Origin of the sequence: Kitasatospora sp. CMC57 (assembly GCF_045866025.2) — a bacterium.
In the GTDB taxonomy this organism is placed as follows: Bacteria; Actinomycetota; Actinomycetes; order Streptomycetales; family Streptomycetaceae; genus Kitasatospora.
In genome coordinates this window covers 3,068,033-3,082,027 of record NZ_AP035881.2, presented here as the reverse complement: position 1 = coordinate 3,082,027, position 13,995 = coordinate 3,068,033, and the positions used below count along the sequence as shown (strand labels likewise).

The window sequence follows — 13,995 nt, the reverse complement described above, 5'->3', positions numbered from 1 at the left end:
GGCATCGTAAGTTCTGTCGACCCGGTTGGGAAGACGTGTCGTACCCCCTCTGGGGCCCCTATTGGTGGTGGATGTGGGGGCCGCTACCCCGTAGGCTGTGGACCGCGTGCCAGGCGACCGGCACGCGGCAGCTCCTTCCCGGATCGTCTAAGGGCAGGACAGCTGGTTTTGGTCCAGCTTATGGGGGTTCGAATCCTCCTCCGGGAGCGTCCACGACGGCCCCCGGACCGCCACGGCGGTCCGGGGGCCGATCGCTGTCCGGGCTAAGCTCTGGGCAGCCCGGGCGCGGCCGTGCGGAGTGCCGCCCTTCGGGCCACCACCCCCTCTTCCTGCGCCGAACCGAGGAGCCTCCCGCGTGAGTGCCAACACCCCTGCTGCCGTGATCGTGCTTGCCGCCGGCGGCGGGACTCGGATGAAGTCCAAGAGCCTGCCCAAGGTCCTGCACCCGATCTGTGGCCGTACCCTGGTCGGGCACGCAGTGGCCGCCGCCCAGGAGTTGACGCCGGATCGGCTGCTGGTGGTGGTCGGCCACCAGCGCGAGCTGGTGGAGGCGCACCTGGCGGAGTACTACCCCGGCGTGCGGACGGCCGTGCAGCTGGAGCAGAACGGCACCGGCCACGCCGTACGCACCGCGCTGGCGGCACTGGCCGCCGAGGGCGGGGAGCCGGCCGGCACCGTGGTGATCACCACCGGCGACGCGCCGCTGCTGACCGGCGGCACGCTGGCCGCGCTGGTCGCCTCGCACGCCGCGCAGGGCAACGGCGTCACCGTGCTGACCGCCGTGGTGCCGGACTCCACCGGCTACGGCCGGATCCTGCGGGACGGTGCGGACGCGGTCGCGGCGATCGTCGAGGAGAAGGACGCCACCGACGCGCAGCGCGCGATTGCCGAGATCAACTCCGGCGTCTTCGCCTTCGCCGCCAAGCTGCTGGCCGAGGCGCTGGCCCAGGTCACCACCGACAACTCGCAGGGCGAGGAGTACCTCACCGACACGCTCGGCATCCTTCGGGCGGCGGGCCACCGGGTGGGGGCCGTGGTGGCCGCCGACCACCGGGACATCCTGGGCATCAACGACCGGGTCCAGCTGGCCGAGGCCCGCCGGATCATGAACGCCCGGCTGACCGAGCGGGCCATGCGCGCGGGCGTCACCGTGGTCGACCCGGCCACCACCTGGATCGACGTCCAGGTCACGTACGAGCCGGACGCGGTGGTGCTGCCCAACACCCAGCTGCACGGCACCACCCACTTGGGCGAAGGCTGCCAGGTCGGTCCGAACTCGACCCTGACCGACACCGCCGTCGGCGCGGGCGCCACTGTGAGCAACACCACGGCAATCGGTGCCGAGATCGGCGAGCAGGCCGGCGTCGGCCCGTACGCCTACCTGCGGCCGGGCGCCAGGCTGGGCCGCAAGGCCAAGGCCGGCACGTACGTGGAGATCAAGAACTCCGAGCTCGGCGAGGGCGCCAAGGTGCCCCACCTGTCGTACATCGGGGACGCCACCATCGGCGAGCACACCAACATCGGCGCGGCCTCCGTGACGGTCAACTACGACGGTGTGAACAAGCACAGGACCACCATCGGGGCCCACTGCCGCACGGGTTCGGACAACATGTTCATCGCACCGGTGACGGTCGGGGACGGCGCCTACACCGCGGCCGGTTCGGTGATCATCAGCAATGTGCCGGCCGGTGCGCTCGGGGTCTCCCGGGCCCAGCAGCGCAACGTCCCGGGCTGGGTCGAGCGCAAGCGCCCCGGCACCGACTCGGCACGCGCGGCGGCAGAGGCCAACGGGGCCTGAGCAGCCGGTGGGGATCTTGAGGAGTGGGCCCGGGGCGGACGGTTCCCGGCCCAGCGCGTAACCTGGTGTACATACGTGCGCCACTGGGCTCCCTGGCCCGTGTCAGGGCGTACTCCCATCCCCGTTGACCACCGATCCCCGCTGCGCCGGGGTACGGCGCGGCGGGTTCATGTGCGTCAGCAACACGAGGAGACGGTGCAGTGAGCGGGATCACGACGTCGGGTGAGAAGAAGCTCAAGCTCTTCTCCGGCCGTGCCCACCCCCAGCTGGCGAAGGAGGTGGCCGAGGCGCTCGGGACGGACCTGGTGCCGACCAAGGCGCTGGACTTCGCCAACGGTGAGATCTACGTCCGTTTCCTGGACTCCGCCCGCGGGGCGGACTGCTTCGTGATGCAGAGCCACACGGCCCCGATCAACCAGTGGATCATGGAACAGCTCATCATGATCGACGCGTTGAAGCGGGCCTCGGCCCGCAGCATCACGGCGATCCTGCCGTTCTACGGGTACGCCCGTCAGGACAAGAAGCACCTCGGGCGCGAGCCCATCTCGGCCCGTCTGGTGGCCGACCTGCTGGCCGCGGCCGGTGCCGACCGGATCATGGCGGTGGACCTGCACACCGCGCAGATCCAGGGCTTCTTCTCCGGCCCGGTGGACCACCTGTTCGCGCTGCCGCTACTGGCGGACTACGTGGGCAAGAAGGTCGACCGGTCGAAGCTGACCATCGTCTCGCCGGACGCCGGCCGGGTGAAGGTCGCCGACCAGTGGTCGGACCGCCTCGGTGCGCCGCTGGCGATCATCCACAAGCGCCGGGACATGACCCAGGCCAACACCATCCTCTCCGCCGAGGTGGTCGGTGACGTCAAGGGCCGGGTCTGCGTCCTGGTCGACGACATGATCGACACGGCCGGCACCATCTGCGCCGCCGCCGACGCGCTGTTCGAGAACGGCGCCGCCGACGTCATCGTGGCCGCCACCCACGGCGTGCTGTCCGGCCCGGCCGCCGACCGGCTGAAGAACTCCCGGGTCAGCGAGTTCGTGTTCACCAACACCCTGCCCACCCCGGACGAGCTCCAGATGGACAAGGTGACCACGCTCTCGATCGCCCCGTCTATCGCCGCCGCGATCCGCGAGGTCTTCGAGGACGGCTCGGTCACCAGCCTCTTCGAGGGTGTGCACTGACCTCCCGTCAGGCCTGAATCGGCCCCGGTGCTCAGCTGAGCACCGGGGCCGATTTCGTGGTTGACGAGGCTGCGGTTAGACTTGTGAGACTGCTCGGCGAGGGATGCTGTGCGCCCATTCGGTGCCGTCTCCGTGATCGACGCGCTGCTGAGAAACATTCAGCCGTCGTCTGCCGTCGAGCGAAACCCCCAGGTATTTGAGGGTGTGGCTTCGGCGGTTTTCGCTTGTCTGCACCCGTTTTCGCTATGAGGAGCAGACGTGTCCGAGATCCGCCTTGCCGCCGAGACCCGCACCGAGTTCGGCAAGGGTGCCGCCCGTCGCGCCCGTCGCGCCGGCTTCGTCCCCGGTGTCGTCTACGGTCACGGTCACACCCCGGTTCACCTGAACCTGCCGAGCCACGACCTGATGATGGCGCTCAAGACCCCGAACGCCCTGCTGGTTGTCCCGATCGAGGGCAAGGACGAGTTCGTCCTGCCGAAGGCCGTGCAGCGCGAGGCCATCAAGCGCACCATCGAGCACGTCGACCTCCTCCTGGTGAAGCGCGGCGAGACCGTCACCGTCGAGATCCCGGTCCTCACCGAGGGCGAGCTGGCCCCCGGTGGCAACCTGCTCGAGCACGTGCTGAACAACCTCCCGGTCGAGGCCGAGGCCACCCACCTGCCCGAGTCGGTCACCGTCTCGGTCGAGGGCCTGGAGGCCGGCGCCTCGGTCCTGGCCGGCGACATCACCCTGCCGAAGGGCACCAAGCTGGCCGTCGAGGCCGACACCGTCGTGCTGCAGGTCATCGGCGCCCAGGCCTCGCAGGCCGACGCCGACGCCGAGGCCGCCGCGGCCGAGGCCTGAGCCTCACCCGTTGCCTGACCGCTGCCCCGGTCGCTCCGTACGGAGCGACCGGGGCAGCGGTGTGTCCGGGATGATGGCGGTATCCGAAGAAGGAGCGGTACATGAACGACTACGACGGTCCGTGGCTGGTCGTCGGCCTCGGCAACCCGGGTGACGAGTACGCCCGGAACCGGCACAACATCGGCTTCATGGTGGTCGACCTGCTGGCCCAGCGGATCGGCGCCAGGTTCAAGACCCACAAGAGCCGGGCGCAGATCGCCGAGGGCCGGATCGGCGGGAAGCGGGTCGTGCTGGCCAAGCCGATGACCTTCATGAACCTCTCCGGCGGCCCGACCACCGCGCTGCGCGACTTCTACAAGGCGCCCACCTCGGCGATCGTGGCCGTCCACGACGAGCTCGACCTCGACTACGCCACCCTGCGGCTCAAGCTCGGCGGCGGCGACAACGGCCACAACGGCCTGAAGTCCATCACCAAGTCGCTCGGCCCGGACTACCACCGGTTGCGCTGCGGGATCGGCCGGCCGCCGGGCCGGATGGACGTCGCGGACTTCGTGCTCAAGGACTTCTCCTCGGCGGAGCGCAAGGAACTCGACTGGTTCGTGGACCGCTCCGCCGACGCCGTGGAGGCCCTGTTGACGGAGGGCCTGGAACGCGCACAGGGCACGTACAACTCCTGACGGTCCGTCAAGACACCGCGCGGGGTTTGCACAACGGTCGTGCAACGCTTGCTCGATCGTTTCCGGAACTGTGTGGGAACGACCGGTCCGATCCGATAGCGTCAGCCCCGTACGCAGGGTTGAGGGGTTGGACTTGGGGGTAGGGACCGTGATTCGGTCACAGCGCGTCCGTGTCGGACGTGTGGTCGGTGGTACGACGTTGGTGCTCGCCGTCTCGGCGTTCGGGGTGACGGCCGCTCAGGCGGCCGACCCGTCCGCGCGGCCCGGTGGGACGCCGGAGCCGGCGGCCGCGCAGTTCCCCGCGCCGACCGGTGAGCTGGGCACCTCGTCCGGGCTGTACGCGGTGGGCACCGGCCTGGTGGTGGTCGCGGGCGGGGCGGCGATGTGGCTACGCCGCCGGAAGTCCGGCCGGTTGACGGTGCACTGAGCGTGTGTCAGCAGACGTGAGAGGAGGGGCGGTCCGTGCGGACCGCCCCTCCTTCGCTCACCCGATCAGCCGGTGTTGCGCAGACCCGCCGCGATGCCGTTGACGGTCAGCAGCAGCGCCCGGGCCCGCAGCGGGTCCTCCTCCCGGCCCTGGGCGACCTGCTCGCGCTGGTGGCGGAGCAGGGCGACCTGGAGGTACGAGATCGGGTCGAGGTAGGCGTCGCGGACCGTGAAGGTCTGCTTCAACACCTCGTTGTGCTCCAGCAGTTCGCTCTCACCGGTGAGCCGGAGCACCTCCTGCAGGGTCAGCTCGTGCTCGGCCACGATCTGGTCGAAGACGTGGTGCAGCTCGGCCGGGACCAGCTGCTCGACGTAGTGCCTGGCGATCCGCAGGTCGGTCTTGGCCAGCGTCATCGCCACGTTGGACAGGAAGTTCTGGAAGAAGTGCCACTGGCCGTGCATCTCGGCCAGCACGTCGCCCAGACCGGCCTTGCGGGCCGCCGCCAGGCCGGAGCCGACGCCGTACCAGCCGGGCACGATCTGCCGGGACTGGGTCCAGCCGAACACCCACGGGATGGCCCGCAGTCCGTCCAGGCCAGCACCGGAGTCCGGGCGGCGGGACGGGCGGGAGCCCAGGTGCAGCGAGGCCAGCTGGTCCACCGGGGTGGCCGCGAAGAAGTACTTCGGCAGGTCCTCCTGCTCGACCAGCCCGCGGTAGGCGGTGTGCGCGGCCTCGGAGACCTGGTCCATCACCTGGTCCCAGCGGGCCAGCTCCTCGGGCGCCTGGCGCGGTGCGGTGTGCAGCGCGGAGGCGGCCAGCGTGGCCGAGATGGTCAGCTCCAGGTTCTCCCTGGCCAGCGAGGGGAGCAGGTACTTGTCCGAGATCACCTCGCCCTGCTCGGTCACCTTGATCTCGCCCTCCAGGGTGCCCCACGGCTGGGCCAGGATCGCCTCGTGCGAGGGACCGCCGCCGCGGCCGACGGTGCCGCCGCGGCCGTGGAAGAGGCGCAGCCGGATGCCGTACCGGTGCGCGACGTCGCGCAGCCGGCGCTGGGCTCGGTGAATCTCCCACTGCGAGGTGGTGATGCCGCCGAACTTGGACGAGTCCGAGTAGCCGAGCATGACCTCCTGGATGTCGCCGCGGAGCGAGACCAGCAGGCGGTAGGACGGGTCGGAGAGCATTTCGTCCAGGATCCGGTCGGCCTCCTGGAGTTCGTCCGTGGTCTCCAGCAGCGGGACGATGCCGATCTTGGCGATCCCGGCATGCAGGTCGATCAGACCGGCCTCGCGGGCCAGCACGGTGGCCGCGAAGACGTCGTCCGCGCCCTGGCACATCGAGATGATGTAGCTCTCGACGATCTCGTCGCCGAACCGCTCGAAGCCCTCGCGGATGGTGTTGAAGACGCCCAGCGTCTTGGTGCCCGCCGCGTCCAGCGGGGCCGGGGTGGGCGCCAGCGGGCGGCGCGAGCGCAGCTCCTTGGCGAGCAGCTTCTGCCGGTACTCGCGCGGCATGTCCGCGTAGCGCCAGGCCTCCTCGCCGAGCCGGTCGAAGAGCTGGCCGAGCGCGTGGTGGTGCGCCTCGGCGTGCTCGCGGACGTCCATGGTGGCGAGCTGGAGGCCGAACGCCTCCACCGTGCGGATCGCCCGGGCCAGCCGGCCGTCGGCGATCAGCTCGCCGCGGTGGGCGCGCAGCGAGTCCTGAATGAGCTTCAGGTCCGCCACCAGCTCCCGGGTGCCCAGGTAGTCCCGGCCCGGGGTGTGCGGGGTGCCGGTGGCGAGCCGCTCGCGGGTGTTCTCCAGCTTGAGCCGGACGCAGGTGGCCTTGAGCCGGTACGGCTCCTCGGCGTTCATCCGCTTGTACCGGGGGCTCAGTTCGGGCAGCAGCCTGAGGTCGGCGTCCAGCGATGCGAGCAGCTCCTCCGAGGCACCGGCCAGCCGGACCGAGGTGGAGAGCGAGTTGCGCAGGTCGTCGACGGCGGCCAGGGCGTCCTTGATGCCGTACTCGTGCTGCAGGTTGAGCACGTCCCAGGTGACCTGCGGGGTGACGTTCGGGTTGCCGTCCCGGTCGCCGCCGATCCAGGTGCCGAAGGTCAGCGGGCGGACGCCCTCGGGCAGGCTCAGCCCGACCCGGGCCAGCTCCTCGTGCAGCTCCTCCAGCACCTCGGGGACGGCGTCGCGGTACAGCTCGTCCAGGTAGTAGACGGCGTTCCGGGCCTCGTCGGCGGGCTCCGGGCGGGCGATCCTGAGCTCGTCGGTCTGCCAGAGCAGGTCGATCACCTCGGCGAGGCGGCGGTCGGCCTGGCGCTTGGCGGAGCTGTGCCGGGCCGGGTCGGTCGTGGAGAGGCCGGAGGCGGCGTGCTCGCGGTGGATGCGCTCCAGCAGCTCACCGATCCGGCGCAGCTTGTTCAGCACGCTGCGGCGGGCGGCCTCGGTCGGGTGCGCGGTGAAGACCGGACGGACCGCCAGGTTCGCCAGCGTGTCGGCCAGGTGCTTCGGATCGGCGTCGGCCAGCTGGTCGGCGGTCTGCGCCAGCAGCGACCCCTCCCGAGCCCTGCGGGTGGCGAACTCGCGACCGCGGTGCACCTGCTCGGTGACGTTCGCCAGGTGGAAGTAGGTGGAGAAGGCCCGGACCAGCTTGGCCGCCGTCTCCAGGTCGATTCCGGCGAGCAGCTCGGCGGTCGCCTCGCCGTCGGTGCGGCTGAGCAGACGGACCTGCTCGACCAGGCCGAGCAACTCGGCGCCCTCCTGGCGGACCAGGGTCTCGCCGAGCAGGTCGCCGAGACGGCGGATGTCCGCGCGGAGCGCGGCGTTGTCGGCGATCGGCGTGGGGCTCTCCGCCGGAGTGGGGACCGGAGCGGTCACGGCTGGCTCCCTTGGTGGTGGGGTTCGGCAACGGCTCTCGCCGCCTGGGTCCAGGCGGTGTGTGCGGACCGCGCTGTCCGACGCGACCAGCATAGGTGGCACCCGGTGCCGTCCCGGCGAGGTAACCGCATCGCGGACACGGTGGAATCGCATGAATCGGCGGACGGCGGCCGAGCGAGTTATCCGGTTGCCCGCTCGCATAGGCTGACGTCCATGACCAACTCGCCGGGGGACGGGGGCGGGCCGGGCCGATCACTGTGGTGGTGGGGGCGGCGCCGCAGCGTGGTGCTGGATGTCGGACTGGCCGGGCTGGCCGGGCTGGAGTGTGCCCTGGGGGCGTACTCGATGGTGGCCAAGCAGCTCCACTGGGGGTTCCCGGCGGCCCTGGCCGTGGCCGTGCTGGGTGCGCTGTCGGGCGCGACGCTGGTGGTGCGGCGCAGGTGGCCCGCCGTACCGGTGGTGGCGGCGCTGGTCCTCGTACCGGGGTCGTTCGGCGTGGTGCTGCTGATGGTGTCGCTCTACACGCTGGCGACCACCTGGGAGTGGCCCACCAGGCGCTGGCGGGTGGTGGCGTTCTCGGCGCTGGCGTTCGTGGAGACGCTGGCCGTGGTGCTCTTCACCATGCTGGCGACCAGCCCGGACCAGGGCGAACAGGCGCCGCCCACCTGGGTGTTCGTGGTGATGGCGGTGCTGATCTCGATCGGGGCGACGGTCCCGCCGGTGGTGACCGGGCTGTATTTGGGGGCGCGCCGTCGGCTGGTGGAGAGCCTGAAGGACCGGGCGCACGGCCTGGAGACCGAGCTCGACCTGCTGGCCGAGCAGGCGCAGGAGCGGGCCCGTCGGGCCCGGCTGGAGGAGCGGACCCGGATCGCCCGGGAGATGCACGACGTGGTGGCGCACCGGGTGAGCCTGATGGTGGTGCACGCTGGGGCGCTGGAGCGGGTGATCCCGAAGGACCCGGCGAAGGCGCAGGAGAGCGCCAAGCTGATGGGCGAGGTGGGCCGGCAGGCGCTGAACGAGCTGCGCGAGATCCTCGGTGTGCTGCGGATGTCCGAGGAGGCGGTGGCCGCTCCGGCCGGGCTGGCCGAGCTGTCCCGACTGGTGCAGCAGTCCGAGGCGGCCGGGATGCTGGTCACCCTGACGGTCAGTGGGGCGCGGCGGCAGTTCGTGCCGGAGGCGGAGCAGACCGCGTACCGGGTGGTGCAGGAGGGGCTGACGAACGCTCACAAGCACGCCGGCGGGGCCAGGGTGTCGGTGCTGCTGGCCTTCGTGCCGAACGGTGTGCGGGTCGCGGTGCTGAACGACTGCCCGGGCGGCGGCGAGCGTGCGGCGGGCCTGCCGAGCGGGGGCAACGGGCTGGTCGGGATGCGCGAGCGGGTGCTCGCGCTGGGCGGCAGCTTCAGTGCCGGGCCGGAGCCGGACGGGGGGTTCCGGGTGGAGGCGGTCCTGCCGTCCCGGCTCGCGGTGCAGGACGCTCGGCTCGCGTAGGCGTAGGTGCGGACGCGGGGGCTTCGGCAGGGTCGGGCGACGTGGGCACGGGCGGTGCGGGACGACGCAGCAGCCACCCGATCGGCGGCTGCACCAGCGGGCCGAACAGCCGGACGCTGACCGGCAGGGCGAGCAGCACCGCCAGCGTCAGGGCGAAGCCGCCGTAGACCGGCAGCGCCGTCCAGGCGTGCTGCAGCGAACGGGCGTGGTAGACGCCGCTGGCCTGCAGCACCTTGAGCGGCAGGCCGTGCAGCAGGTAGACGTACAGCGAGGCGGCGCCGAGCGAGGTCCAGCGCAGTCGGCGGGCCGGGAGCAGGGCGAGGAAGGAGGCGGTGGCGACCAGCGAGAGCAGGCCCAGGGCGGCTTTGACGGCCAGCCAGACCGGGTAGCCGACGCCGAGCTGGGCGGCGGTCTCGGTGTACTCGACCCAGGCGGGGTTCAGCAGCTTGGGGTAGGCCAGCCAGACCGCGGCGAACGCGGACAGCAGGCCGAGCGGGGCCAGGGCGCGGACCGTCCGGCGGTGCAGCAGCTCGAAGTGGTGCGGCCGGAGCACCAGGCCGAGCACGAACCAGGGCAGGAAGCCGATGGTGCGGCCGAAGGCCAGTTCGGCCGGGTAGGCGTGCAGCGCGCCGGAACCGGCCGCGACCAGCACGGCCACCGGGAGCGGGTGCCGCAGCGCGGTCCAGAGCGGCACGCTGAGCCGCCAGATCAGCAGTGACAGCAGGAACCAGGTGAGCCATCGCGGCTCCAGCAGCCGGATCGGCTGGAGTCTCTGCTCCAGGGCCATCCCGACCAGGTTGTACAGGAGCTGGAAGACCAGGTACGGGACCGCGACCTGGGCGAGCAGCCGGCCGCCGTCCACCTGCGGGCGGCCCGGGCGGCCAGAGGGTTGACGCGAAGCCTCTCCGGCAAGGGTGGTGGTGGGCGACGGGTGGGCGAAGTAGCCGCAGAGCACGATGAAGACCGGCATCGAGAAGGCCGCGATGGTCAGCACCACCGCGCCGACGGTGCGGTCCTTCTCCAGCAGCGGCATCCAGGTGTGGGCGCAGGCCACCAGCGCCACCGCGGCGAACTTGGCGTTGTCGAAGAGCGGTTGGCGTTCCAACGCGAATCCTCCTGCTGTCCCCCGCGAAAGCTCCACAGTCGGGCTGGGGGTCAGTGTGGACTCAACGGGTCGTCAGCGGCAGCGGATTGGCGAAAGTGTCACGCGCTGACCGGACCTGTCATACCGTCAGCGCGCTCAGCCGTTCGGGCTGGAAGCCGAGCACCAGGGTGGCCACCGCCTGGTCGACCGAACAGCCCAGGTACCACTCGCCGGTGTGGTCCAGGCTGTACACCCGGCCCTCCTCGTCGATGGCCAGCAGCGCCTGGCCGTACGCCTCCTCGCCGAGCGGTGCGACCCGGCTGCCCAGCGCCCGGCCCAGGTCGGCCAGGGTGCGCGGCTGGTGCAGCCCGCAGCGCGGGTCGAGCAGGAACGGCGTCCGGGCGATGTCCCGGCCGGCCCCGGTCAGTTCGACGGCCAGACCGCCGAACTCGGCCCAGGCCTCGATCGCGGCCGGGAAGACGGCGTGCTGGGCCTGGTCGGGGGAGCCGTGCGCAACCAGCGCGTCGGCCCACTCCTCGGCCTGCCGGATCTGCCAGCGGCCCGGGTGCCAGCCGGCCTGCTTGAGCGCTGCGGCGACGTCGGCGGGGAAGCGCGGTTGGGTGCGGAGGGCGGAGTTCAGTGCGGGCTCCAGTCGTACGGGGCGGGTCGGGGCGTTGCGGGTCAGGACGTGGCGGGGCCGACCGCGACGCTTGCCACCTGGAGGTGGCCGAGCAGCGGCTCGCAGGAGCGGCAGGGCGGCGCGTGCGTGCCGTGCGCCGGGTCGCCCTCCTCCCGGATCCGGACGGTGGTCAGCCGGGAGCCCTTGAGCGCCTTGCGGGCGTCGTGCAGGGTGAGCGGCTTGCGGGCGGACCGCTTCGAGCGGGTGGTGTCCACTTCGGTCAGGAACCGGGAGAGCAGCTCTGTCTCCGGGCAGCGGCCGAGGAACCGCTCGCGCCGTTCGGCCGGCAGCCCGGCCAGGAACTCGGCGACCAACGGGTGCAGCTCGGGCAGCCGGTCGGGCTTGTGCCCGGCCAGCGTGTGCACGGTGCCGTTCTTCAACGAGAGCGCGGCGGCCACTGCGGGGAGCAGGCTGTCCCGGAGGTGGCGCAGCGCCGGGGCGTGCGAAGGCTCGGTCGGTTCCACGGGCGGCTGCTCCTCACGGGGGTCTCGGCGGTCGGTGGACAGGGTGCTGTCCGACGGTAGGGCTCAAGACTGCCAAACGCCGCCGACAACGCCGACGTCGGGGCCGGAAAGGGTGCCTGACCCGCCGTCCGCTGACCGGGCTTCACCATTCCCCCACGTTTTCCGGATTCGGGCCCCGCGCGCCGACGCCAGCCGATAGCGTTCCGGCAGCAGGGCCGGGGCGACCGCGGGGGAGCGGGCGGGCCGGGCCGACTGCAGGGCAGCCGGGGGCGAAGGGGCCCACCGGTACCGAGCAAGGGGGGTCTTGCGATGACGTCGTCCGGTGGGGTGTCTTCGGCGGAGCAGGCGCACGAGGCGCCCGGTGAGCACGTACCGACGCCCGGGGTGCCCGAGCCCAGGCCGGCCGAGCGAATCGGCATGGCGGTGGTCGGCGCCGGGTACTGGGGGCCGAACCTGGTCCGGAACGCGCAGCAGACGGCCGCACTGCGGCTGCACTGGCTGTGCGACCTGGACGAGGCCAGGTCCCGGCGGGTGCTGGGCGAGTACAGCACGGTCGGCTGCACCACCTCCTTCGAGGAGGTGCTCGCGGACCAGCGCGTCAGGGCGGTGGCGATCGCTACCCCGGCGGCCGCGCACTACCGGCTGGTGCGGGCCGCGCTGGAGGCTGGCAAGCACGTGCTGGTGGAGAAGCCGATCACCACCTCCGCCGAGGAGGCCGCCGAGCTCTGTGAGCTGGCCGAGGCGCGCGGGCTGGTGCTGATGTGCGACCACACCTTCTGCTACACGCCGGTGGTGCGCCGGATCAGGGAGCTGGTGCACGGCGGGGAGCTGGGCGACATCCAGTTCTTCGACTCGGTGCGGATCAACCTCGGCCTGGTCCAGCCCGACGTGGACGTGCTCTGGGACCTCGCCCCGCACGACCTGTCGATCCTGGACTTCGTGCTGCCGCCGGGCGTCGAGCCGGTCGGAGTGAGCGCCCAGGGGGCCGACCCGATCGGCGCCGGGCGGGCCTGCGTGGCGTACCTGACCGTGCGGCTGAGCAACGGCGCGCTGGCGCACTGCCACGTGAACTGGCTCTCCCCGACCAAGGTCCGCACCACCATGATCGGCGGCTCCCGGCGCACCCTGGTCTGGGACGACCTCAACCCGCAGGCCCGGCTCGCCGTCCACGACCGTGGGGTGGACCTCACCCCACCGGACGAGCTGACCGACGCGATCAGGCACCAGGCGCTGATCTCCTACCGGGTCGGCGAGATGGTCGCCCCGGCGCTGGTCGAGCAGGAGGCGCTGCGCAACGTGATGGCGGAGTTCGCCGCCGCGATCACCGAGGGCCGGGCGCCGCTCACCGACGGCCGGTCCGGGCTGCGGGTGCTGCGGCTGCTGCACGCCGCCTCGCGCAGCCTCGAACTCGGCGGTGCCACCGTGCCGGTGGAGACCACCGGCGACGTAGAACTGATCACTGCTCAGGAGAGGGCCACCGCCCGATGAACGCTGTCCCGATCGAGGGTTCCCGCTGTCTGGTCACCGGCGGGGCCGGGACCATCGGCTCGACCGTGGTCGACCAACTGCTCGTGGCGGGGGTCCGCGAGGTGATCGTGCTCGACAACTTCGTCCGGGGCCGGATGGCCAACCTGGCGCACGCCGAATCGATCGCCGCCCCCGGTCAACTGCGGGTGGTGGACGGTGACATCAGGGATCGCGTGCTGCTCCGCGAGCTGCTGGGCAACGACACCGACCTGCTGTTCCACCTGGCCGCGATCCGGATCACCCAGTGCGCGGCCGAGCCCAGGCTTGCCCTGGAGATCATGGTGGACGGCACTTTCGACATCGTCGAGGCGGCCGCCGAGTGCGGGGTGAAGAAGGTGATCGCCTCCTCCACCGCCTCGGTCTACGGCCTGGCCGACACCTTCCCGACGCCGGAGACCCAGCACCCTTACAACAACGACACGCTGTACGGGGCGGCCAAGGTCTTCAACGAGGGCCTGCTGCGCAGCTTCCACGCGATGTACGGGCTGGACTACGTGGCGCTGCGCTACTTCAACGTCTACGGCCCCCGGATGGACGTGCACGGCCGCTACACCGAGGTCTTCATCCGCTGGATGGAGCGGATCAACGGAGGGGAGCCGCCGCTGATCTTCGGCGACGGCGCACAGACCATGGACTTCGTGCACACCGAGGACATCGCGCGGGCCAACCTGCTGGCCGCCGCCGCCCCGGTCACCGACCGGGTCTACAACATCGCCAGCTCCACCGAGGTCTCGCTGCGCGGTCTGGCCGACGCGCTGCTGCGCGCGATGGACTCCGAGCTGGACGTCGAGCACGGCCCGGCCCGGGGCACCGCCGGCGGGGTGGTCCGTCGGCTGGCCGACATCTCCGCCGCCGAGCGGGAGCTCGGCTGGAAGCCGGAGCTCGGCCTGGACGAGGGCCTGCGCCAGCTGGTCGCCTGGTGGCGCGAGCAGTAACCGCCCTTCCCTGCAACGCACTTCGGAGCAGCCC

Annotated in this window: 12 protein-coding genes and 1 tRNA gene; 9 read left to right on the top strand and 4 right to left on the bottom strand. The window is 71.7% G+C overall.

What is annotated here, in order from left to right:
- Positions 1–136 precede the first annotated feature (136 nt).
- From ACKUU6_RS13485 to ACKUU6_RS13460, 6 genes are all read left to right on the top strand, one after another.
- A tRNA-Gln gene (locus tag ACKUU6_RS13485) sits at positions 137–207 on the top strand.
- Positions 208–355: 148 nt separating this feature from the next.
- Positions 356–1,798, top strand: a complete 1,443-nt coding sequence (gene glmU / locus ACKUU6_RS13480) for a bifunctional UDP-N-acetylglucosamine diphosphorylase/glucosamine-1-phosphate N-acetyltransferase GlmU (protein WP_407988755.1) — start codon at positions 356–358, stop codon at positions 1,796–1,798.
- Positions 1,799–1,998: 200 nt separating this feature from the next.
- Positions 1,999–2,976 (top strand): ribose-phosphate diphosphokinase, encoded by a 978-nt coding sequence (locus ACKUU6_RS13475; protein ID WP_407988754.1) that lies wholly within the window; start codon positions 1,999–2,001, stop codon positions 2,974–2,976.
- Positions 2,977–3,234: 258 nt separating this feature from the next.
- A complete protein-coding gene (locus ACKUU6_RS13470) occupies positions 3,235–3,819 on the top strand; it encodes a 50S ribosomal protein L25/general stress protein Ctc (RefSeq protein WP_407988753.1) in 585 nt (194 codons plus the stop codon).
- A 101-nt stretch (positions 3,820–3,920) separates the two neighbouring features.
- Complete coding sequence (gene pth / locus ACKUU6_RS13465) at positions 3,921–4,496, top strand: aminoacyl-tRNA hydrolase (RefSeq protein ID WP_407988752.1); 576 nt, start codon at positions 3,921–3,923, stop codon at positions 4,494–4,496.
- Positions 4,497–4,698: 202 nt separating this feature from the next.
- Positions 4,699–4,923, top strand: a complete 225-nt coding sequence (locus ACKUU6_RS13460; protein ID WP_407988751.1) for a hypothetical protein — start codon at positions 4,699–4,701, stop codon at positions 4,921–4,923.
- Between the two features lie 65 nt (positions 4,924–4,988).
- Here the strand turns inward: ACKUU6_RS13460 and ppc are convergent, their stop codons facing one another.
- Positions 4,989–7,784 carry a phosphoenolpyruvate carboxylase gene (gene ppc, locus ACKUU6_RS13455; protein WP_407988750.1) on the bottom strand — a complete coding sequence of 932 codons (2,796 nt, stop codon included), beginning with the start codon at positions 7,782–7,784 and terminating at the stop codon, positions 4,989–4,991.
- Between the two features lie 213 nt (positions 7,785–7,997).
- On the opposite strand from ppc, the gene ACKUU6_RS13450 reads away from it, so the two are divergent.
- On the top strand, positions 7,998–9,272 hold the full coding sequence (locus ACKUU6_RS13450) for a sensor histidine kinase (RefSeq protein WP_407988749.1): 1,275 nt from the start codon (positions 7,998–8,000) through the stop codon (positions 9,270–9,272).
- Here the strand turns inward: ACKUU6_RS13450 and ACKUU6_RS13445 are convergent.
- From ACKUU6_RS13445 to ACKUU6_RS13435, 3 genes are all read right to left on the bottom strand, one after another.
- The gene (locus ACKUU6_RS13445; RefSeq protein ID WP_407988748.1) at positions 9,184–10,377 is read right to left on the bottom strand and encodes an acyltransferase family protein; all 1,194 of its coding nucleotides are present in this window, start codon (positions 10,375–10,377) and stop codon (positions 9,184–9,186) included. The two genes, ACKUU6_RS13450 and ACKUU6_RS13445, sit on opposite strands and share 89 nt — an antisense overlap.
- Before the next feature lie 118 nt (positions 10,378–10,495).
- Complete coding sequence (locus ACKUU6_RS13440; protein WP_407992118.1) at positions 10,496–11,008, bottom strand: SUKH-3 domain-containing protein; 513 nt, start codon at positions 11,006–11,008, stop codon at positions 10,496–10,498.
- 29 nt (positions 11,009–11,037) lie between these two features.
- Positions 11,038–11,499, bottom strand: coding sequence for a YwqJ-related putative deaminase (locus tag ACKUU6_RS13435; RefSeq protein WP_407988747.1), 462 nt, complete (start codon positions 11,497–11,499; stop codon positions 11,038–11,040).
- 309 nt (positions 11,500–11,808) lie between these two features.
- Between ACKUU6_RS13435 and ACKUU6_RS13430 the strand changes: the two genes are divergently transcribed.
- Both ACKUU6_RS13430 and ACKUU6_RS13425 read left to right on the top strand, forming a co-directional pair.
- On the top strand, positions 11,809–12,987 hold the full coding sequence (locus tag ACKUU6_RS13430; protein WP_407988746.1) for a Gfo/Idh/MocA family protein: 1,179 nt from the start codon (positions 11,809–11,811) through the stop codon (positions 12,985–12,987).
- Positions 12,984–13,961, top strand: coding sequence for an NAD-dependent epimerase/dehydratase family protein (locus ACKUU6_RS13425; RefSeq protein ID WP_407988745.1), 978 nt, complete (start codon positions 12,984–12,986; stop codon positions 13,959–13,961). Before ACKUU6_RS13430 ends, ACKUU6_RS13425 begins: the two co-directional genes overlap by 4 nt.
- Positions 13,962–13,995: the final 34 nt, after the last annotated feature.